Annotated in this window: 22 protein-coding genes; all 22 read left to right on the forward strand. The window is 47.7% G+C overall.

Going from position 1 to position 19,939, the window contains the following annotated elements; genetic code table 11:
- Positions 1 to 130 precede the first annotated feature (130 nt).
- The 22 genes from spoIIIAA (at position 131) to spo0A (DW159_RS01890) (ending at position 19,813) form a co-directional block, all read left to right on the forward strand.
- Positions 131 to 1,063, forward strand: coding sequence for a stage III sporulation protein AA (gene spoIIIAA, locus DW159_RS01785; protein WP_117548748.1), 933 nt, complete (start codon positions 131 to 133; stop codon positions 1,061 to 1,063).
- Between the two features lie 14 nt (positions 1,064 to 1,077).
- Complete coding sequence (locus DW159_RS01790) at positions 1,078 to 1,596, forward strand: stage III sporulation protein AB (protein ID WP_055272703.1); 519 nt, start codon at positions 1,078 to 1,080, stop codon at positions 1,594 to 1,596.
- Between the two features lie 17 nt (positions 1,597 to 1,613).
- Positions 1,614 to 1,814, forward strand: a complete 201-nt coding sequence (spoIIIAC, locus tag DW159_RS01795; RefSeq protein WP_015533564.1) for a stage III sporulation protein AC — start codon at positions 1,614 to 1,616, stop codon at positions 1,812 to 1,814.
- Positions 1,815 to 1,839: 25 nt separating this feature from the next.
- Positions 1,840 to 2,229, forward strand: a complete 390-nt coding sequence (gene spoIIIAD / locus DW159_RS01800) for a stage III sporulation protein AD (protein WP_022216698.1) — start codon at positions 1,840 to 1,842, stop codon at positions 2,227 to 2,229.
- Complete coding sequence (locus DW159_RS01805) at positions 2,219 to 3,427, forward strand: stage III sporulation protein AE (RefSeq protein WP_133302879.1); 1,209 nt, start codon at positions 2,219 to 2,221, stop codon at positions 3,425 to 3,427. Before spoIIIAD ends, DW159_RS01805 begins: the two co-directional genes overlap by 11 nt.
- A gap of 18 nt (positions 3,428 to 3,445) precedes the next feature.
- Positions 3,446 to 3,919 carry a stage III sporulation protein AF gene (locus tag DW159_RS01810; RefSeq protein WP_158547566.1) on the forward strand — a complete coding sequence of 158 codons (474 nt, stop codon included), beginning with the start codon at positions 3,446 to 3,448 and terminating at the stop codon, positions 3,917 to 3,919.
- Positions 3,919 to 4,527 (forward strand): hypothetical protein, encoded by a 609-nt coding sequence (locus DW159_RS01815; RefSeq protein ID WP_117548751.1) that lies wholly within the window; start codon positions 3,919 to 3,921, stop codon positions 4,525 to 4,527. Before DW159_RS01810 ends, DW159_RS01815 begins: the two co-directional genes overlap by 1 nt.
- A 12-nt stretch (positions 4,528 to 4,539) precedes the next feature.
- Positions 4,540 to 5,172, forward strand: coding sequence for a SpoIIIAH-like family protein (locus DW159_RS01820; RefSeq protein WP_117548752.1), 633 nt, complete (start codon positions 4,540 to 4,542; stop codon positions 5,170 to 5,172).
- Between the two features lie 100 nt (positions 5,173 to 5,272).
- Positions 5,273 to 5,692 (forward strand): Asp23/Gls24 family envelope stress response protein, encoded by a 420-nt coding sequence (locus tag DW159_RS01825; protein ID WP_015533560.1) that lies wholly within the window; start codon positions 5,273 to 5,275, stop codon positions 5,690 to 5,692.
- 36 nt (positions 5,693 to 5,728) lie between these two features.
- Positions 5,729 to 6,208, forward strand: a complete 480-nt coding sequence (gene nusB, locus DW159_RS01830) for a transcription antitermination factor NusB (RefSeq protein ID WP_117548753.1) — start codon at positions 5,729 to 5,731, stop codon at positions 6,206 to 6,208.
- Entirely contained in the window at positions 6,192 to 7,472 is a 1,281-nt protein-coding gene (gene xseA / locus DW159_RS01835; RefSeq protein WP_158547567.1) for an exodeoxyribonuclease VII large subunit, read from the forward strand. The genes nusB and xseA overlap by 17 nt, the downstream gene beginning before the upstream one ends.
- A 2-nt stretch (positions 7,473 to 7,474) precedes the next feature.
- Positions 7,475 to 7,708 (forward strand): exodeoxyribonuclease VII small subunit, encoded by a 234-nt coding sequence (gene xseB / locus DW159_RS01840; RefSeq protein ID WP_117548755.1) that lies wholly within the window; start codon positions 7,475 to 7,477, stop codon positions 7,706 to 7,708.
- Entirely contained in the window at positions 7,705 to 8,589 is an 885-nt protein-coding gene (locus DW159_RS01845) for a polyprenyl synthetase family protein (RefSeq protein WP_015533557.1), read from the forward strand. Before xseB ends, DW159_RS01845 begins: the two co-directional genes overlap by 4 nt.
- Before the next feature lie 21 nt (positions 8,590 to 8,610).
- Positions 8,611 to 10,488 (forward strand): 1-deoxy-D-xylulose-5-phosphate synthase, encoded by a 1,878-nt coding sequence (gene dxs, locus DW159_RS01850; RefSeq protein ID WP_117548756.1) that lies wholly within the window; start codon positions 8,611 to 8,613, stop codon positions 10,486 to 10,488.
- An 11-nt stretch (positions 10,489 to 10,499) separates the two neighbouring features.
- On the forward strand, positions 10,500 to 11,303 hold the full coding sequence (locus tag DW159_RS01855) for a TlyA family RNA methyltransferase (RefSeq protein WP_022216691.1): 804 nt from the start codon (positions 10,500 to 10,502) through the stop codon (positions 11,301 to 11,303).
- A 10-nt stretch (positions 11,304 to 11,313) separates the two neighbouring features.
- Positions 11,314 to 12,168, forward strand: a complete 855-nt coding sequence (locus DW159_RS01860; protein ID WP_117548757.1) for an NAD(+)/NADH kinase — start codon at positions 11,314 to 11,316, stop codon at positions 12,166 to 12,168.
- Position 12,169: 1 nt separating this feature from the next.
- Complete coding sequence (locus DW159_RS01865) at positions 12,170 to 12,619, forward strand: arginine repressor (protein ID WP_117548758.1); 450 nt, start codon at positions 12,170 to 12,172, stop codon at positions 12,617 to 12,619.
- A 57-nt stretch (positions 12,620 to 12,676) separates the two neighbouring features.
- Positions 12,677 to 14,362 (forward strand): DNA repair protein RecN, encoded by a 1,686-nt coding sequence (gene recN / locus DW159_RS01870; protein WP_117548759.1) that lies wholly within the window; start codon positions 12,677 to 12,679, stop codon positions 14,360 to 14,362.
- A 105-nt stretch (positions 14,363 to 14,467) separates the two neighbouring features.
- Positions 14,468 to 15,580: a SpoIVB peptidase S55 domain-containing protein gene (locus DW159_RS01875; protein ID WP_117548760.1), complete on the forward strand. Its 1,113-nt coding sequence runs from the start codon at positions 14,468 to 14,470 to the stop codon at positions 15,578 to 15,580.
- Positions 15,581 to 15,732: 152 nt separating this feature from the next.
- Positions 15,733 to 17,808 (forward strand): SulP family inorganic anion transporter, encoded by a 2,076-nt coding sequence (locus tag DW159_RS01880; RefSeq protein ID WP_278320888.1) that lies wholly within the window; start codon positions 15,733 to 15,735, stop codon positions 17,806 to 17,808.
- 245 nt (positions 17,809 to 18,053) lie between these two features.
- The gene (spo0A, locus tag DW159_RS01885) at positions 18,054 to 18,857 is read left to right on the forward strand and encodes a sporulation transcription factor Spo0A (protein ID WP_117548762.1); all 804 of its coding nucleotides are present in this window, start codon (positions 18,054 to 18,056) and stop codon (positions 18,855 to 18,857) included.
- Between the two features lie 143 nt (positions 18,858 to 19,000).
- Positions 19,001 to 19,813: a sporulation transcription factor Spo0A gene (gene spo0A / locus DW159_RS01890; protein ID WP_015533550.1), complete on the forward strand. Its 813-nt coding sequence runs from the start codon at positions 19,001 to 19,003 to the stop codon at positions 19,811 to 19,813.
- The last annotated feature ends 126 nt before the right edge of the window (positions 19,814 to 19,939 follow it).

Consider the following 19,939-nt stretch of genomic DNA (forward strand, 5'->3'; position numbering starts at 1 on the left):
GATTCAGGATATTTGAATCGCCGGGACTTTTTTGCGCTGTAAGCAACCAAAGGTTCTAACCTATCCACCCTCTGAATATACTTTTTATGTAGCTGTACAGACAGTGTTATATAGAAGAAGGACGATACATATGTGTGGAGAAGATATATTGCATCTGCTTCCCGTCAGGATCAGGTGCATGGTTGAGAAGCTGAGGCTTGATTATGGGAGACTGTGGGAGATACGTCTGAGGGTGAATAGTCCCTTTATACTTAGATACGAGGACTCGGAGATATATGTTGATTCCTGCGGATCAAGAACCTGTAATATGAAGGATGCGTACATAGTGACTGCCAGGGATGTGAACGACACTCTGGAATGTATCTGCAATCATTCCCTGTATGCCTATGAGGATGAGATACGTCAGGGCTTTATCACCGTGTGCGGTGGACACAGGGTAGGAGTTGCGGGCAAGATCATACTCGATGGAACAAGGATCAAATGCATCAGACACATATCATTTCTAAATATCAGGGTGGCACATGAGATCAAGGGATGCAGCGGTGATGTCCTGCCATACATATACGGTGATGGCAAGCTGATGAACACGCTCATAGTGTCCGCTCCGTGTCACGGCAAGACCACACTGCTCAGGGACATCATAAGAGTAGTGTCAGACGGAGGAATGACAGTTGGTGTGGTTGATGAGAGATCGGAGATAGCGGCGTGCTACAAGGGTGTTCCGCAGAATGATGTCGGAATGAGGACTGATGTTCTTGACTGCTGTCCAAAAGCTTCAGGAATGATGATGCTGGTTCGAACCATGGCGCCTGATCTCATAGCGGTCGATGAGATAGGAGGGCAGCAGGATGTCGATGCCATTTTCGGCGTGATAAACTGCGGCTGCCGTCTGCTTGCAACTGCACATGGCTATTCCATGGATGATGTGAGAGACAGGGCAGGGATAAGGCGTCTTGTGGAGAACAGGGTTTTTGAGAGGTATGTTGTGCTTGGAGGCGATAAGGCAGGACAGATCTCTGATATATTTGACGGCCAGGGCAACCGGCTGTGCTGGTACGATTAGATGGGAGGCAGGACATGGTTAAGGCGATAGGGGGATGTCTGATCGTATATGCCTCATTTATGGTGGGACATGCCATAGGGCAGTTGCATGGGCGCATGGTGAAGGAGATGGAGGAAATGCTGCTCTTCATACAACTGTTCAAGGGGCAGATCATGTATGCCGGATCGGAGCTCCCGGAGATACTTGCCGACAGTGCAAAGCGTCTTAAGGGAAATGTTGGTAAATGGGTGAACGGTCTGGCGGAGATGTCTGAGAAGAACAGGGATAGGCCATTTGCAGAATTGTGGACAGACTCACTGGCGATGCTGAGGCGGGACAGTGCCCTGAGCTTGGAGGTGCTGGCGGATGTGGACAGGCTTGGAAAGATAATGGGAGATATGGACGTTGAGGCACAGCTCTCAAGGATAAATCTTGTGGAAGATATAATTACGGACAGATACCAGCGGGAACGCGCCAGAAGTTCCGGGATAAAGAGGCTTGCCAATTCACTTGGGCTGCTTGGAGGCGTATTCATAGTTATATTGCTCATGTAGGTTAAGAGGGAGAGACGATGACGATCCAGATACTTCTAAAAATAGGTGCAGTGGGAATTCTGGTGGCACTGCTCAACCAGATACTAAAACATTCAGGCAAGGAGGAGCACGCCTATCTGCTCAATCTGGCGGGACTCATCATTGTGCTTTCCTGGGTTATCCCGTACATAAGTGACCTGTTCAACGAGATCATGGATATTGTAAATATAGGGCAATAAATGAGAGTAGATGTGGGGGTAAATGATGAATCTCATGGCGGTTTCTCTGGCTGCGGTGATCGTGGTTCTGATAGCGGTGAAGATAAAAGAACTGGATTCCGGGTACGGGATCGTGTTGTCCATAGCCGGGTGTGTGATGCTCATGTATTTTGTTGTGAGCAGGTTCAGACTTATAGCTTCGTACATAGACAGGCTGACTGCGTACGTGTCGGTGAATATTTCATATATAGACGTGATCCTGAAAATGATAGGTATAGCGTATATATGCCGATTTTCATCAGATATCTGCAAAGATGCCGGCTGCAATGCCATGGCATCCCAAGTGGAGATGGCGGGAAAGATAACTCTTATTCTGCTCAGTATGCCTATACTCATGGGAGTTATAGATCTGGTGGTGACCATAGTTGAGGGGTAATTTGATAGTGGTGGTGCTGATGCTCTTTATGGGGGTGTCAGTGCCTGATGCGGCAAATGTGTGTAATGAGAGTAAAGTTGAATCATATGATACAGATATCAAATATTGTCCAGAATTTTATGCTGAGAATGAAAAGGAAAATACCACGGAAAGTGACTCTGATATTAACTCAGATATATTGGAGGACGACTCCGTCATCGGAAGCCTCAATGAGATCACAAAAGACAAATCCGACGTGACCTTCTACGACATATACGAGTCCCTAAAGAGTGGTGACGTGGATTCCACCATAGACATGGCACTAAAAGTGTTTTCCGACAGTGTCATATACGAGGTCAGGACAAGCAGGGGGCTGGCGCTGCAGATCATAGCGGTGATCGTGCTCGGAAGTACATTTGCCCAGCTTGCGGGAAATATGGGCGAGTATGTATCCGCCCATGGTTTCATGGTTACATACATGGTGCTGTTATCGTTGCTGCTGGGGGATTTCGTCCTAGTGCAGTCCATCGTGCAGGACACCATAGGAGATGTCACGGAGTTCATGAAAGCGTTCTATCCAATGTACGCCTCGTCTGTGTTATATGTGAGCGGCCCGGAGAGTGCCGGATATTCACAGTCGGTCATAATCCTGGTGATATACATTTGCCAGAATGTGATAATAAGGTTCATACTCCCCCTCATCAAATGCGGCGGGCTCATAGCACTCATAAATAATCTTGGAAGCGAGGATTATTTCTCCCGGATGGCGGGGCTTATGAAGAGCCTGGCGGTGTGGGGAATGCGGACAATGTTTGCGGTGGTAACCGGGATAAATGTGGTCAAGAGCATGATAGCACCGTCCATGGACAGGCTTTCAAGAAATGGCATACTCAGGACATTGGGAAAAGGTGCAGGGATGTCCACGGTGAGCGCTGTCATAAGTGTGATGGTGAGCACAGGAGAGTTTATCAGGAATTGTATGGGGATGGCGTGCACTATCATGATAGTGATACTGGCCGCAGTGCCAATGATCAAGATAATCGTCATCATGTTCATATTAAGGTTCATCGCCGCGGTGGTGCAGCCGGTCGGAGACAAGAGATATGCCGAGGCAGCAGGCATCATGGCGGAGACAGTGGAGCTTATGCTGAGGGCGTGCGGAATAAGCGTGATGATGTTCATCATAAGCATAGCCCTGATGTCGGTGAACATATCATAGAACGGATGGAGGATGTGCATGCTTGCTGAGTGGCTGAAAAATATAGTTGTGTGCAGTATACTTTTTTCTGTCGTGCTGTATATTGCCCCGGATCCGAAGATGCGCAGATATGTCCAGGCGGCTGTGGGATTTGTCATGATGATGGTTGTGATAAATCCTGTAATAGGCTGGCTTGGGTATGCGGACAGGATAGAGTTCAATACATACAGTGAATCGCTTGGAATGGACGTGGCCGAGGGCGATGATGAGATGTATGTCAGGGCCATGGAGGAGGTAGTGGAGCGGTTTATATCTGACAATTGTAATGCCGATGCGGTGGTGCGTATAGTCACCGGGGAGGAGCTTGGGATAGACAGCATGGAGATATCCATACAGTCTGATAAAGTAGACACAGACGGGATAAGATCTGCGGTGTCAGAGGAATACGGCGTTGATGAGAACAGGATTACCATCAGGAGGGGCAATACAGATCATATGCAGGAGGGACTGTAGTGGAGGATTCTAAGAAAAAGGGAATATCGGGGATTATGAATATATTGAAGAGCAGCAACAACAGATTATACAAGTTGCTGCTCATTTTGCTGTCAGGGATATGTCTGATGATAGTTGTGTGGCCGGCAAATAACAGCAAGACTGATAAAAATGACCAAAAGAGCGGATGGACCGGACAGTCCGATGAGACAGACGCGGATGTGACCGGCGGAAATGACCGGAATATGTCAGGGGATACCACGGATTATGTGGAGTATATGGAGGAGAGACTCACATCAGTGCTTGAGCAGGTGGACGGAATATCAGATGTGAGAGTGATGATAACGGTCAAGGACAGCGGTGAGAACATAGCACTCAAGGACTCCGGAAGCAGTTCCAGTGAGAACGGCGACAGCAGCCAGAGAAGCGTGTCGGAGGAGACGGTCATGGTGAGTGAGGGCAGTGGGAGCTCGCCGTATGTGGTCAGGTACAGGGAGCCGGAGACCGAGGGTGTGGTTATCATTTGCAAGGGGGCGGAAAATGGCGATACAACGCTGAAGATAACGAATGCAGTGCAGGCATTATTTGACGTGCCGACGCATAAGATTGTGATATTAGAAGCAAATTAATGTGGAGGGACTATGAAGAAATTCAGTGGAAAGAACAGACTGGCGGTCATCGCACTTGCAGTTATGATAGGGGTGGCCGGTTACATGAGCTTTGCGGATGCAGGAAAGGACAAGAAGAAGGAAAAAGCTGACAAAAAACAGGTGGAGGTGATCAACTATGAGGATCTATCGTCCATGGCGGAAAATGAGAACTCACAGGCGGTGAAGGATGAGAATGGCCAGACCGAGGATGTGGAGCTCAATGGCCAGGAGGATGAGATCGGTGACGCTGTACTCACCAGTGCACAGGTGACAAGCAATATGGCCGCGGCAAAGCTGAACCGTGAGCAGAGCAGATCAAGGAGCAAGGAAGCTTTGATGGATGTGATAGGTGATGAGGCACTCAGCGATTCGGCAAAGAAGGAGGCGACAGATACATATGTGAAGCTGAACGATACCATAGAGAAGGAGACAGATGTCGAGACAGTTCTGGCGGCAAAGGGGTATAGCGATGCCATAGTGACGATAAGTGATGAGGCTGTTGACGTGTCGCTGAATGTGGAATCGCTGTCGGATACCGAGAGAGCACAGATAGAGGACATAGTTATCCGAAAAACAGGGTATGATATAAGCAGTGTTGCAATATCTGTCATGGGTGGCAAATAGACAGCGGAAGGATAAGCCGTGAATCGCATATACTTGCAAAATAGCTGCCTTCAGATTATAATAAGATTCAAATAACCCATACGAAACGGGAGGTATGACCATGAGTGATAAGTTGAATGATGATATCGTGATTGAAGGCAGCGCGGTTCAGGATAATTCTTACAATATAGAAGAGAGCAATTCTCTGGGCAAAGTCCAGATAGCGGATGACGTAGTGGCTATCATAGCAGGGCTTGCAGCCGGAGAGGTTGAAGGTGTATACAGACTTACAGGCAACCTTCCAAATGAGCTTGCCTCAAAGTTCGGAAAGAAGAACCCTGCAAAGGGCGTTAAGGTAGAGCTTCTTCCCGGCAAGGTAAAGGTTGATATTGCGATAGAGGTTCTGTACGAGTACAGCATACCATCAGTATCAGGCCAGGTTCAGGATAAGGTCAAGCAGGCTATAGAGACTATGACAGGACTGAGTGTTGAGGAAGTCAACATAAGGATAGCCGGTGTACGTGTTGGAGACGGCAGATAGGATACAGATAAAGCTTTATATAGTGGAGAGGAAGATATGACTAGAAGAGAGATAAGAGACAGGATATTCAAGATAGTATTTACACTGGAGTTCAATGACGCTGAGGGCATGCAGGATCAGCTTGATTTTGCATTTGACCCTGAGATGCCGGGAGATGAGGAGGACGATCCGCTTCTGTACGGAATAGTCAGCGATGAGGACAGAGATTATATAACCACCAAGGTTAAGAATATCATCTCTAAGAAAGCAGAGATAGATGAGATCATTTCACAGATATCAGAAGGCTGGAAGCTTCCTCGTATAGGCAAGGAGGAGCTGGCTATATTAAGGCTTGGTGTCTATGAAGTGAAGTACGATGAGAGCATACCGGAGAAGGTCGCCATCAATGAGGCGGTTGAGCTGGCAAAGAAGTATTGTGATGCATCGGCGAGCAAGTTCGTGAATGCACTTCTTGCAAAGCTTGTATCCGGTGATAAGGACAAGAAGGAGAGTGGCGCAGATGCCACAGCAGAATAACATATATACAGTCAAGGAACTCAATGAGAGGATACAGGAGTTGGTCAGCGGCGAGCCGTGGCTTGGCAGTCTGGGGGTTGAGGGAGAGATCACAGGACTCGGAACAGACAAGAGAGGTCATATGTATTTCAGTCTCAAGGATCCCAGCGGAGTTCTGGCGGCTGTTATGTTTGCGGGAAAACAGGTATATGGACTCAAGTTTGCTCCGAAGAACGGAGACAAGGTTCATGCATTTGGTCATATTGATGTCTTCGTGAGAGACGGAAAGTATCAGCTCTATGTAGACAGGCTGGTGCGTGTGGGTGACGGCGAGGTGAATGCCAAGCTGGAGAGACTCATAGCCAGACTGGACGGCATGGGGCTGTTTTCGCAGGAATACAAGAAGCCTATTCCCGCCTATCCGAGGCGTATTGGTATAGTGACGGCGGGGGCAAAGGCTGCGATAAGCGATATCCGTGCAGTGGCAAAACGGAGGGATCCGTATGCCCAGCTCTATTGTTATCCTGCGACCGTGCAGGGACAGTATGCGGCGGCGGATATATCCAGAGGAATCGAGATACTTGATTCCATGGGGCTCGACCTCATAATCGTTGGAAGAGGCGGAGGCTCCAAGGAGGATATGTGGGCGTTCAATGAGGAGCAGGTGGCATGGGCCATATTCAATGCGGAGACGCCTATCATATCGGCTACGGGGCATGAGATAGACACCACAGTTGCGGACATGGTTGCGGACAGGAGAGAATCCAATCCGTCCACGGCTGTCATGCATGCGCTTCCGGTGGTGGCAGAGACAGTTGCCGGATTTGACAGGAGACTTGAACAGCTCACCATGCTGATATCCGGCAGGATAGACAGACTTGCGAGGAGTCTGGATGGTTATGACAGGCAGCTCAGACTTTTGAGTCCATCCGGAAGAATGGACAGTCAGAGGCAGCAGCTTGACAGAATAGAGAAGCAGATAAATGGGCTGATGGCGGATAAGATAGAGGATAGATCGGTGCACTGTGACAGGCTTCATGACAGGATGAAGAGCGCGATGGGCAGAAAGTACGACATGACAAGGAATGCCCTGGCGGTCATGACGGAGAGGATACATGGCCTTTCGCCTACAGCTAAGCTCATAAATGGATTTGGATATATTTCATCGGATGGTGAGCCTGTCAGATCTGTGTCAGGGATCACACCTGGGGATGATATAGAGATAACTCTTCATGATGGAAGAATACAGGCGGTCGTGGCTGACGTGACCGGGCAGGAGGAATAGATATGGCAGAAGATACACAGAATATGGATACAGCGGACACTCTTCAGGATGTGTCCATAGAGGAGGCTCTTGCCAGACTTGATGAGATAGCGGCTGCGCTTGAGAATACTGATACGGGGCTCAAGAAGTCCATGGAGCTTTATTCTGAGGGCGTCCAGCTCATAAACAGATGCAGGAATTACCTGTGCGATGTTGAGAAAGAGATGATAACACTTTCGGGTCAGGAGGAAGCATGATAGATAAACTTATAGCGGAGAAGGCGGCAAGGATCAACGATATAGTTGAGAGCTATCTGCCACCTGCAGACGGATTTAACAGGACAGTGTGTGAGGCCATGGCGTACTCGGTAGAGGCGGGTGGAAAGAGGCTTCGTCCCATGCTCATGGAGGAGACATACAGGCTGTTCGGCGGCAAGTCAGAGGTTATAAAGCCGTTCATGGCTGCGATAGAGATGATACATACATATTCACTCATACATGACGATCTTCCGGCTCTGGACAATGACGATTACAGGCGCGGAAGAAAGACATCCCATGTGGTATTTGGCGAGGCGATGGCTATTCTTGCGGGGGATGCGCTGCTCAATTATGCATATGAGACCGCATGTAAGGCATTTGGCATGGGTGAGGATATACATGCTGTGGCGTCTGCGATGTGTGTGCTTGCGCAGAAGCCGGGTATAAACGGCATGATAGGCGGTCAGGTCGTCGATGTGGAGATGACCGGCAAGGAGCTCTCAAAGGAGCAGCTTGAATATGTGTATGAGAACAAGACCGGAGCCCTCATAGAGGCATCCATGATGATAGGCGCGATACTTGCGGGGGCAGACGAGGCTAAGGTTGCGGCGGTACACAAGATAGCATCGGACGTCGGCATGGCATTCCAGATCCAGGACGATATTCTGGATGTCTGTGGAGACAGTGCGCTCCTTGGAAAGCCGACGCTGAGTGATGAGGAGAATGGCAAGGTTACATATGTCACAATACATGGAATTGATGAATCCAGACGTTATGTGACTGAGCTGTCGGAGAGAGCAGTAAGAGAATTGGAAGAGATAGGCGGGGACAATGAGTTTCTGAAGGAATTGGTCATCTGGCTGATAAACAGGGATAAATAGGACTCCTCTCGTGGTGTGCATATGAATATACTGGATAGAATAAATAAACCAAACGATATAAAGGATATAGACAGGGAAGATCTGCCGGAGCTGGCGGATGAGATCAGAGAATTTCTGGTGTCGCATGTGAGCGAGACCGGTGGACATTTGGCTCCGAATCTTGGATGCGTGGAACTTACCATGGCACTTCACAGGGTTTTGGATTTCCCTGAGGATAAGCTTATATGGGATGTGGGACATCAGTCCTATGTCCACAAGATACTGACGGGCAGGAAGAATGAGATGGGCACTCTCAGACAGTTTGGAGGAATGAGCGGTTTTCCGAAGACCAGTGAGAGCCCGTGCGATGCGTTCAATACAGGACACAGCTCAACATCCATTTCCGCTGCGCTTGGAATGGCGTGTGCCAGAAGTATCAAGGGTACAAATGAGAAGATTGCCGCAGTGATCGGAGATGGCTCCTTCACAGGTGGCATGGTATATGAGGCCATGAATAATATGGCGGATATCAAGACCGGCTGCCTTGTTGTGCTGAACGATAACAATATGTCCATCGATCAGAATGTTGGCGGCATGTCCACATATCTCAGCAAGATACGTGTTGGGCAGCAGTACAATGATTTTAAGGGCAATGTGGAGAAGATCCTCATGAAGATCCCTGTGGCTGGAGAACATCTTGCCAGAGGACTGAAGAAGTCAAAGGATTCCATCAAGCAGATATTTGTGCCGGGGATGTTCTTCGAGGAGCTGGGAGTCACATATATAGGACCTATAGACGGACACGATATAGATGTGATGGAGGCCACTTTCCGAAAGGCGCTTAAGCTTAACAGACCGATCCTTGTGCATGTGAAGACAGTGAAGGGCAAGGGGTATACCCATGCCGAGAGACACCCTAGCTATTTCCACGGCGTTGATCCGTTTGATATACAGACTGGAAAGGTTATTAAGGACCGGAAGGCCATGACAAACACAGGAGTGTTTGCCAGAAAGCTGGTGGAGCTTGGCAAGGCTGATCCAAGGATAACGGCCATAACGGCTGCCATGGGCAAGGGAACAGGAGTGTCGGCATTTGCTGCGGAGTTCCCGGACAGAGCTTTTGACGTTGGCATCGCGGAGGAACATGCGGTGACGTTTGCCGCGGGACTTGCTGCGTCGGGACTGGTGCCAGTGGTTGCGATATACTCGTCATTTTTGCAGAGGGCATATGATCAGATCTTACACGATGTGTGCCTGCAGAAGCTGCATGTCATATTTGCCATTGACAGGTCAGGGCTTGTCGGTGCAGATGGCGATACACATCAGGGCATATTTGACACTGCGTTTCTGTCACATATTCCGAACATGACCATCATTGCGCCGAAGAACAGATATGAGCTCACCAGAGCGATGGAGTGGGCTGTTGCTTACGATGGTCCGGTTGCGCTCAAGTATTCCAGAGGAGAGGCTTATTATGGACTTAAGGAATACAATGCGGATATTGAGTATGGCAGGAGCGAGATGATCCACAGGGGACAGAAGCTTGCCATAGTGGCTGTTGGCAACATGGTTCAGGAGGCCGAGAAGGTATATGACAGACTGCTGGCAGAGGGAACAAATGTCACATTTGTCAATGCAAGATTTCTGAAGCCGATAGATACTGATATGATAGATGAGCTCAGCAGGGATCATGAACATATAGTGGTTATTGAAGAAGAGATAAAGCATGGCGGATACGGATCTCTGGTCGAGGAGTATGTCATGGACAGACACCTTGATGTGGATGTGACAGTGTGTGCCATTGAGGATACATTTGTACAGCATGGAAGCGTGGATGAGCTCAGGAGGATGCTGAAGCTTGACGCGGATTCGCTGTATGACAGGATAAAACATATAATATCGACAGATTGTACAGAATAAGAGGAAGACAGATGAAGAAGAGACTTGATGTTCTCCTTGTAGAACAGGGACTGGCAGATTCACGAGAGAAGGCGAAAGCCATCATCATGTCAGGAATAGTGTATGTTGACAATAACAAAGAGGATAAGGCCGGCACGACATTTGACGAGACTGCTAAGATAGAGGTCAGGGGCAACACCCTCAAATACGTGAGCCGTGGAGGCCTGAAGCTTGAGAAGGCTATGGATCATTTCGGTGTGGAGCTTGCGGGTAAGGTGTGCATGGATGTAGGTGCTTCCACCGGCGGTTTTACCGACTGTATGCTGCAGAATGGTGCGGTGAAGGTGTATTCCGTTGACGTGGGTCATGGACAGCTTGCATGGAAGCTCAGAAATGACGAGAGAGTTGTCTGTATGGAGAAAACAAATATACGATATGTCACACCTGAGGATATTGACGATAAGATTGAATTTGCTTCGATAGATGTGTCATTTATATCTCTTACAAAGGTGCTTCCAGCGGTAAAGGAGCTGCTTACGGATAGTGGAGAGATCGTGTGCCTTATCAAGCCGCAGTTCGAGGCGGGAAGAGAGAAGGTCGGCAAGAAGGGCGTTGTCAGAGAGCTTTCAACCCATATTGAGGTTGTGGAGATGATAGTCGGTTATGCCAGAAGCATAGGATTCCGCACACTGCACCTCAGCTATTCACCTATAAAAGGACCTGAGGGCAACATAGAATATCTGCTCCACATATCAAAGGATGAGTCGAAGACGGATGAGGAATTCGACATAAAGGCTCTGGTGGAGGAGTCCCACAACGAACTGAACAAGTCATAGAGGATACGATATGAAGAATTTTTATATAGTATATAACCCGGATAAGGATGAGGATAATCGTATAACGTCGGAGCTCACAGCGTATATTGAATCGCAAAATGGTGCGTGTAAAGCCATGGACTGCTACAGCTTCAGTGCATGTGACAAGCAGCAGGTTACGGATGAGCTTGAGAGCTTTGACTGTATACTTGTTCTTGGAGGGGATGGAACACTCCTCAATGTGGCATCCAGTGCCAGCCATGTGGAGATTCCTCTGTTCGGGATAAATCTTGGAACGGTGGGATTCCTCACTGAGGGGGAGATCACCAACTGGCAGACCATCATAGACAGACTGCTTGCGGATGATTATTCCATGCAGGACAGAATGATGATCAGGGGAACAGTCAGAACAGGAGATGGCAAGGAGTGCAGGAAGAGGGCACTCAATGATATAGTTATCAGCAGGGCAGGATTTTCAAGACTTATAGGTCTTGATGTCTATGTAAATGGAAGCTTTCTGAATGCCTATGATGGAGATGGAATCATCATATCGACCCCCACTGGCTCCACGGGTTACAATCTCTCAGCCGGAGGTCCGATCGTGGATCCTATGGCAAGACTGATGATCATCACTCCGGTATGTCCACATTCGCTGACTTCGAAGAGTATTGTGCTTCCTAGTGATGCAAAGGTTTCAATAGAGATCGCCAAGAAGAGGAAGACGCAGGACACCGAGGCGATAGTTTCATTTGACGGTGGAAATGATTTCGAGCTGGCAGCAGGCGATATCCTTGATATATGCGTGTCAAAGAGAACCACGCAGCTCGTAAAGGCGAGTGATGTGAATTTCTACGAGATACTTAGAAACAAGCTTGGGGGAAAGTGATATGAAACAGAAGCGACAGGCGAAGATTTTGTCGATAATCGAACAATATGATATAGAGACTCAGGATGAACTGCTGGAGAAGCTGGCAGAGGCGGGCTTTTCCACGACCCAGGCCACCATATCGAGAGATATAAGAGAGATCAACCTCACCAAGGTTGCCGTGGCGGGTGGCAGGCAGAAGTACACTCTGGGAAAGTCGGCAACACATGAGTCCATAGAGTCGTACAGAAAGGTTCTCGGGGCTGGCATATTATCCATGGTGCCGGCGGAGAATCTGATAGTGATCAAGACAGTGTCGGGCATGGCGATGGCAGTTGCCGCAGCACTTGACAATGTGGAGATAAATGGACTCCTCGGAAGTATAGCCGGGGACGACACCATATTCCTGGCGGTCAGAAGCCGGGAGATGACCGATTCGGTCATGAAGACGATAGATAAGATGCAGAGATGACAGCTCTCTGTAATATGTTATGTGTAATAAAGTCTGTGCGTCAACAGGAGGATACAAATGTTACTTAATGTACATATCAAGAATATTGCACTCATAGACGATGCAAATGTTAATTTTACCGATAATCTCAACATACTTACCGGTGAGACCGGTGCGGGTAAGTCCATAATCATGGGAGCCCTGAAGATTGGTATGGGAGATAAGCTTCCGAAGGATATAGTCAGGGAGCCTGACAAGGAGGGCTTCTGTCAATTGCTTTTCCTGGTGGATGACCCCCAGGTGATTGAGCAGATCAGAGATCTGGGAGTGGAGCCATCGGAGGATGGCGAGATACTCATCACGCGGAGAATAAATAATTCCAGAACCATCAACACTATAAATGATATGGCGGTGACCGCCGCAAAGCTCAGGGAGGTATCTGCGCTTCTCATAGATATTCACACGCAGCACCAGCAGCAGACGCTCCTTAAGAAAGCGGAGCATATGAAGCTTCTGGATAAATATGGAAGAGCATCCATAGATCCCCTGAAGCAGAAGGTTGCAGAGTGTCACAGAGAGTATGTCACACTCAGGCGTGAGATGGACGAGCTCTCGATGGATGAGGCGGAGCGGAGCAGAAAGGTAGAATTCCTCAAGTACCAGATTGCGGAGATCGAGTCAGCAAATATAAAGACTGGTGAGGACGAAGATGTTGAGCATCAGTACAACAGGATGGTCAATTCACGCGATATAGTTGCGGCAGCTTCGGATGTATACAGCGTTACAGGTTATGAATCTTCTTCATCTGCGGGAAATGAGATCGGCAGAGCGCTGGCATCGATGAAGGGTATAAAGGATCTCGACGGAGAGATAGACGGTCTGTATAGTCAGTTAGAAAATATTGACGCGCTGCTGAATGATTTTAACGTTGAATTAAATGATTACATGCAGAGCATGGACTTTGACGATTCTGAGTTTAGAAGTGTTGAGTCCAGGCTTGACGTCATCAATGATATAAAGGGAAAATATGGAAGCACCTTGGAAGAGGTGTTCAAATATCTGGAGGACAGCAGGAAGGAATATGAAAGGCTGTCTGAATATGACGAATATATAGCAGGACTTTCAGACAAAATAAAAAAGACGGAGAAAGCCATGCTCAAGGCAGCAGATGCGCTTACTGCTGAGAGACAGAAGCAGGCTGAGAATCTGTGCAGAGACATCAGAGATGCACTTGCTGATCTGAGTTTCATGGAGGTTCGGTTCGACATGGTATTTGACAGGCTTCCGGAGTGTACGGCAAATGGAATCGATGACTGCTATTTTGTCATTTCGACAAATGTCGGCGAGAAGATGAGACCGTTATATGACGTGGCTTCAGGCGGTGAGCTCTCAAGGATCATGCTGGCGATCAAATCCTGCATGGCGTCCGAGGACAATATCGGCACTCTTGTATTCGATGAGATCGATGTGGGAATAAGCGGCCGTGCAGCTCAGAAGGTTGCTGAAAAAATGGCAGTTATTTCCAGAAGCCATCAGGTTATAAGCATAACCCATCTTCCGCAGATCGCAGCGATGGCAGACAGTCATTATCTCATAGAAAAGTCTGCCGACGAGGGCAAGACAGTGACAAGGATCGTCCGATTAAGCGACGAGGAATCAACAGAGGAGATCGCAAGACTTCTCGGCGGCGTGACCATAACTGAGGCAGTCATGAGCAATGCCCGTGAGATGAAACAAATGGCAGAAAAGACAAAAAAATACTGAAATAAAGTTATTCCTAACACAACATACTAAGAGTAACAGCCAAGGCTGTTACTCTTTTTTTATAAGCTATTAGTTGTTTTTAAGTATATGTAGGAGGAATAGATTATGAGGCGATATAAGAAAGTGATCATATGGGTGGCTGTGGCGGATCTGTTGCTCCTTGCAGCACTATTGGTTTTATGTGTGTTGGTGGACAGACGAGTGGATGTTGAAAGGTCAGAGAAGACAAGCTCAACACTTGATGGGGTAGTGTCAAGGGCGACCACGAAGGATGCGGAGTTTGGAAGTGATATATTTGACCGACCTGTAGTTCCGTCCGGCGAGGCGATGGGAATCTATATGAAGACGGATGGAGTTTTGGTGGTGGATGTATGCAGCTTTAAAAATGAAAATGGCGAGTCCTGTTGCCCTGCTGATGGAAAGGTCTGTACAGGGGATTATATTGTGAGTGTAGACGGTATGGAGATATCTAAGAGGTCGGAGCTGCTTGATATTGTTGCTGAAAGCCAGGGTGATAGCTTGTCCGTGAGATATATAAGGGATGGGGAGGAGAAGGTCTGTAGCATCACGCCGGAAAAAAACGAGAATGGCGCTTATCTGCTGGGCGCGTGGGTGAAGGATGATGTGTCGGGAATAGGCACGGTTACATTTGTCGACGGAACAAATTTCATGGCCCTTGGACACAGTGTGTCGGATATAGATACGGGAGTTATGATGCGGTGCAGCACCGGCGGTGTGTACACAACGGATATTACAAATATAAGCAGGTCGTACTCCTCGGAACCGGGCAGACTTCAGGGAAGCATTGCCTATAGAAGATCTTTGGTCGGCATTATTGACGGCAACAGTGCAAGTGGAATATATGGTCATCTGGACACAAGCTATTGCCAGGCAAAATACGGCGATGCGGAGCGTATGTATATAGCCAGAGGTCATGAAGTCCGCAAGGGGCAGGCTTATATATATTCCAGAATGAGCGGCGAGCTTGAGAAGTATGAGATAGACATAGAGTATGTGGACAGGAATTCATCCGACAAGAATATAGAATTCCACGTGACCGATGATGCTCTCATAGACCTGACGGGCGGAGTGGTACAGGGAATGTCCGGTTCCCCGATCATCCAGGATGGCAAGATAATCGGCGCAGTCACCCACGTATTCGTAGACGATCCAACCAGGGGGTATGGGATTTTTATTGAAAATATGCTGGAGGAGTGAAATTAATCCTGTTTAGTGATAAAATTAAGAACAGAAGTGCCGGACTTTAGCATAAGGCAGACCGGCACACACAAACATCCCAGGAGGGCAAGAAAATCAAGGTTTCAAAAATTTCACTATGTCATACACTAAAGAATTATAAAAAAGAGAATTTGCTTCCTGATCTTTTGACAGGAATTATCATAGCGGCGGTGTCCATACCGATATCGATGGGGTATGCACAGATAGCCGGGCTGCCGGCGGTATATGGATTGTATGGTTCGGTGTTCCCGATCATAATATTTGGATTGCTGTCCACGTCGAGGCAGTTCGTGTTCGGTGTGGATGCCGCGCCTGCGGCGCTGGTCGGAGCTGCACTGGTGACGCTTGGGGTTGCGCCGGGAACGGAGCAGGCGATGCAGGTTGTTCCAGTGATAACATTTTTCACGGCGCTGTGGCTGCTGGTATTCTTCCTGTTCAAGGCGGGCAAGCTTGTAAATTACATATCGACTCCTGTCATGGGCGGATTCATATCAGGAATATGCACCACCATCATACTTATGCAGGTGCCGAAGCTCTATGGAGCCGGAGCGGGAACAGGAGAGCTGTTCGAGCTTGTGGAGCACATAGCAGAGACGATAGGAGATGTAAATGTGCCGTCAATAATCATGGGACTTACGGCTCTTGCGGTACTGCTTGTTTCACGAAGATTAATACCAAAGTTTCCGATGGCGATATGCGTCATGACAGCGGGAGCGTTGCTGTCCTGCGTGATAGATATGGATGAATACGGAATAGTATGTCTGTCGGAGGTGAGCAGAGGACTTCCACAGATCGTTGTACCACAGATAGATGAGAGGATGCTTCCAAATATCATGACGGTCAGTCTGTCGATAGCAGTGGTAATCATGGCGGAGACGCTTCTGGCTGAGAACAATTTCGCCCAGAAGAACAGATATAAGATAGACGATAATCAGGAGCTTCTGGCATTTGGAATGGCAAATCTTGCAGCGGCATTCACAGGCTGCTGTCCGATAAACGGTTCCGTGTCCAGAACCACAATGAGTGAGCAGTATGGAGGCAGGACACAGCTCACTGGAATATTTGCAGGAGTAGTGATGATCGTGATCCTCGTGTGTGGAACGGGATTTATAGGTTATCTGCCGGTTCCGGTGCTCACGGCAATCGTCATCTCCGCACTCTACAGTGCTCTGGAATTTGATCTGGCGGCAAAGCTGTGGGAGGTGAGTAAGGTGGAATTCTACATATTCTGCGGAGCTTTCCTAGGTGTGCTGGTACTTGGAACGATAAATGGAGTTCTTATAGGAATCATACTCTCATTTGCCGCAGTCATAAGGAAGGCTGCGGACCCTCCGAGAAGCTTCCTTGGACTGGTACCTGGACATGAGGAATTCCTTGCGCTCGAGAGGTTCAAGCATGCATACCCGATACAGAATATAGTTATTTACAGATTCAGCAGTAATCTGTTCTTTGCAAATATAGCCATATTCCAGAAGGATATCATGGATGCGGTACAGGATGACACAAAGGCTGTAATAGTGGATGCGTCCGCCATGGGAAGCGTGGATGTGACGGCTGCCAAGACCCTCAGGATCATGTATGATACGCTGAAAGAGAAGGGGGTGAAGCTCTATATCACGGAGCATATAGGCCAGCTCAACGTCCAGCTCAGAAAGCTTGGACTTGGCGACATGATAGAGGCAGGATGCGTGAGACAGACCATGGAGAGAGCACTGTCAGACTGCGGCCTTGAGACTCCATATCCACTAGTTGGTGTACATAACAGTTATCATGACATCAGGAGAAAGAGAGCGGAGCACATGGCTCAGGAGCTTGTGTGGGCATTTGGCGATGATGCGGAAGATGTCATAGAGAAGCACATCCGTGAATCCATAGGCAGTATGAAGAACGGAACCGGGGTTGAACAGCTTATGACCGGTTTCTGGAAGCAGATGGATATACAGGATGAGGAAGAATGGCTTGAGCATATGGAGGCCCACATAGAGGAGATCGTGAGGGCCACAGGCGAGGATGAGGACTCTGTTGCAGAGCGTATCGAGCGCAGGCGGAGCCAGCTTCTTCACAGGCTTGAGAGCGAGCATCCTGAATTTGTCGACAGATATAAGGCGAGAAGAAAACGAATGGATGAGCACCTGAAGGAGCACAATCCGGCGGCCTATGATGCGATCATAAGACTCAGAGAAAAAGAACATACAAAAGAGAAGTGATCATGCGCGGCATATCGACCCGAAAAGGGAAGATATGCCGCATTTTTTCATTAAATGTGCGTATGTGGTCTGCTGGTGTCAGTCGCAGTAGAAAAAATGTTTTCCGGAAGCTGATGCTGTCGTAACTTGCGAAGTTCTATATATTCCCAAGAAAACTACATTTATATATAATGTTCGTAGTGGAATAACAGGAATAAAAAAGTAAATATTGTTATTCCGTCACTATACTTGGGAAGGAGTATAACATGAGTCATGTTAAAGTTATGATGGTAAAACATGACAAAAGAGAAATTGAACAGCTAAAGCACGTATTTGAGGATATGCCTGATTATGAGTACATTGGATGTTGTGAGAAGGGTGACGAAGCTGTTAAGAAAATTGCAGAAGATAAGCCAGACATAGTGATCGCGGACGAGGTTATACCCGGTACGGATATCACGGATATGGTCGAAGGCGTATCTGGAAATAAGAACCTGAGAAATGTCAAATTTGTGCTCTGTTCATCGAAGCAGCATAGAAATTATCTGGACTTTGTATTTTCGACGATAGGTGACAAGGCAGTGGTGAGACTGCTTGAACAGCCATACGATGAGAAGAAGGTCAGAGGTGTGCTTGATGATGCATATAAAGGTCACGGAAGCAATACGACTCAGCTTCTGAAGATGGATGAAAATGAGCAGAAGACGGACGAGCTGGAGGCGGTGGTGACCGGGATAATCCACGAGATAGGCGTTCCGGCGCACATCAAAGGCTACCAGTATCTCCGAAGCGCGATAGTCATAGCTGTGGGGGATATGGATATTTTGAATTCTATAACAAAGCAGCTTTATCCGACAATCGCCCAGATGTACGGCACAACTGCATCAAGGGTGGAGAGAGCCATAAGACATGCCATAGAGGTGGCCTGGAGCAGAGGAAAGATAGAGACTATCAACGAACTGTTTGGTTACACCATAAGTGCGGGCAAAGGAAAGCCTACGAACTCAGAATTTGTCGCTCTCATTGCCGACAAGATAAGACTGGAAGCGAAGATGAGAAATGCAGGGTAATTTGTAGTAAAATGTTGCCATAATATGTGATATTAAAAATGATATTAAAAGCACTTGACAAATTACATCATATTTAATATTATTATAAAGTAGTTGGGATAAGCGCTTAATCCTGTAAATTTATACATAACAAGGGAGATACTATGGGAAACAAAGGGATCGAAATTGTAATTGCTGATGGCGACAGCACACAGATAGCAAAACAGATCGCCACATATGCATCAAAGGACGAGATGAGAGTAGTTGATATGGTCAGCACCGGGGATGAAGCGGTGGAATCAATAAAGCTTTACAAGCCGGATATAGTGATACTGGACATTTGCCTTTCGGGAATGGATGGCTTGGGAGTGATGGAGCATATGAGTGAACTGCCTGAATATCAGAATACGATATTTGTGGTACTCACATCGGTGTCATCACAGAGACTTATAAGATGTGCATTTGAGATGGGTGCGACATATTATATCCTGAAGCCATACAATCCGGTGCAGCTTGTGACAAGACTCAGACAGATGTATATGAAGAAGAAGGAGCTTGAGTCAGGGCTGAACGACAAGCTTACATGTCTCACAGAGAAGAGTATGGCACACAAGATAGAGAATACTATAGAGAGCGATGTGACGGATATCATCAGGGATATAGGTATTCCTGCAAATATAAAGGGCTACCAGTACATCCGTGAGGGCATCATCATGGCGGTCAACGATGTGAACATGCTGAACTACATAACAAAGCTTCTCTATCCGACGATAGCGAAGAAATATAAGACCACATCCTCCAGCGTAGAGAGAGCCATAAGACATGCCATAGAGGTGGCGTGGAACAGAGGTCAGATAGACACCATCAACGATTTGTTTGGATATACAGTGAATGCGGGAAAAGGCAAACCGACAAATTCCGAGTTTATCGCACTCATAGCGGACAAGCTCAGAATAGAGTATAAGAAAAGGGCATAACAGGCTCACAGAGTAGGCAACATACCTTGAAGAACTGACAGTTATCATGTATAATAACTTAGGTACAAGAAGCAGGATACGGCAAGTACCCTGCTTTTCTTTATGTACCGGGATAATTTGCAAAAT

Source organism: Coprococcus sp. AM14-16 (assembly GCF_003434675.1).
Taxonomy (GTDB): Bacteria; Bacillota; Clostridia; order Lachnospirales; family Lachnospiraceae; genus Coprococcus; species Coprococcus aceti.

Bases quoted from the DNA above. Each gene is read 5' to 3' on its own strand.
- DW159_RS01860 (WP_117548757.1), top strand. From the start codon at position 11,314: ATGAAGAATTTTTATATAGTATATAACCCGGATAAGGATGAGGATAAT.
- spoIIIAA (WP_117548748.1), top strand. From the start codon at position 131: ATGTGTGGAGAAGATATATTGCATCTGCTTCCCGTCAGGATCAGGTGC.
- DW159_RS01820 (WP_117548752.1), top strand. From the start codon at position 4,540: ATGAAGAAATTCAGTGGAAAGAACAGACTGGCGGTCATCGCACTTGCA.
- xseA (WP_158547567.1), top strand. From the start codon at position 6,192: ATGCCACAGCAGAATAACATATATACAGTCAAGGAACTCAATGAGAGG.
- spoIIIAD (WP_022216698.1), top strand. From the start codon at position 1,840: ATGAATCTCATGGCGGTTTCTCTGGCTGCGGTGATCGTGGTTCTGATA.
- dxs (WP_117548756.1), top strand. From the start codon at position 8,611: ATGAATATACTGGATAGAATAAATAAACCAAACGATATAAAGGATATA.
- DW159_RS01825 (WP_015533560.1), top strand. From the start codon at position 5,273: ATGAGTGATAAGTTGAATGATGATATCGTGATTGAAGGCAGCGCGGTT.
- spoIIIAC (WP_015533564.1), top strand. From the start codon at position 1,614: ATGACGATCCAGATACTTCTAAAAATAGGTGCAGTGGGAATTCTGGTG.
- recN (WP_117548759.1), top strand. From the start codon at position 12,677: ATGTTACTTAATGTACATATCAAGAATATTGCACTCATAGACGATGCA.
- DW159_RS01875 (WP_117548760.1), top strand. From the start codon at position 14,468: ATGAGGCGATATAAGAAAGTGATCATATGGGTGGCTGTGGCGGATCTG.
- nusB (WP_117548753.1), top strand. From the start codon at position 5,729: ATGACTAGAAGAGAGATAAGAGACAGGATATTCAAGATAGTATTTACA.
- DW159_RS01865 (WP_117548758.1), top strand. From the start codon at position 12,170: ATGAAACAGAAGCGACAGGCGAAGATTTTGTCGATAATCGAACAATAT.
- xseB (WP_117548755.1), top strand. From the start codon at position 7,475: ATGGCAGAAGATACACAGAATATGGATACAGCGGACACTCTTCAGGAT.
- DW159_RS01790 (WP_055272703.1), top strand. From the start codon at position 1,078: ATGGTTAAGGCGATAGGGGGATGTCTGATCGTATATGCCTCATTTATG.
- spo0A (WP_117548762.1), top strand. From the start codon at position 18,054: ATGAGTCATGTTAAAGTTATGATGGTAAAACATGACAAAAGAGAAATT.
- DW159_RS01845 (WP_015533557.1), top strand. From the start codon at position 7,705: ATGATAGATAAACTTATAGCGGAGAAGGCGGCAAGGATCAACGATATA.
- DW159_RS01855 (WP_022216691.1), top strand. From the start codon at position 10,500: ATGAAGAAGAGACTTGATGTTCTCCTTGTAGAACAGGGACTGGCAGAT.
- DW159_RS01810 (WP_158547566.1), top strand. From the start codon at position 3,446: ATGCTTGCTGAGTGGCTGAAAAATATAGTTGTGTGCAGTATACTTTTT.
- spo0A (WP_015533550.1), top strand. From the start codon at position 19,001: ATGGGAAACAAAGGGATCGAAATTGTAATTGCTGATGGCGACAGCACA.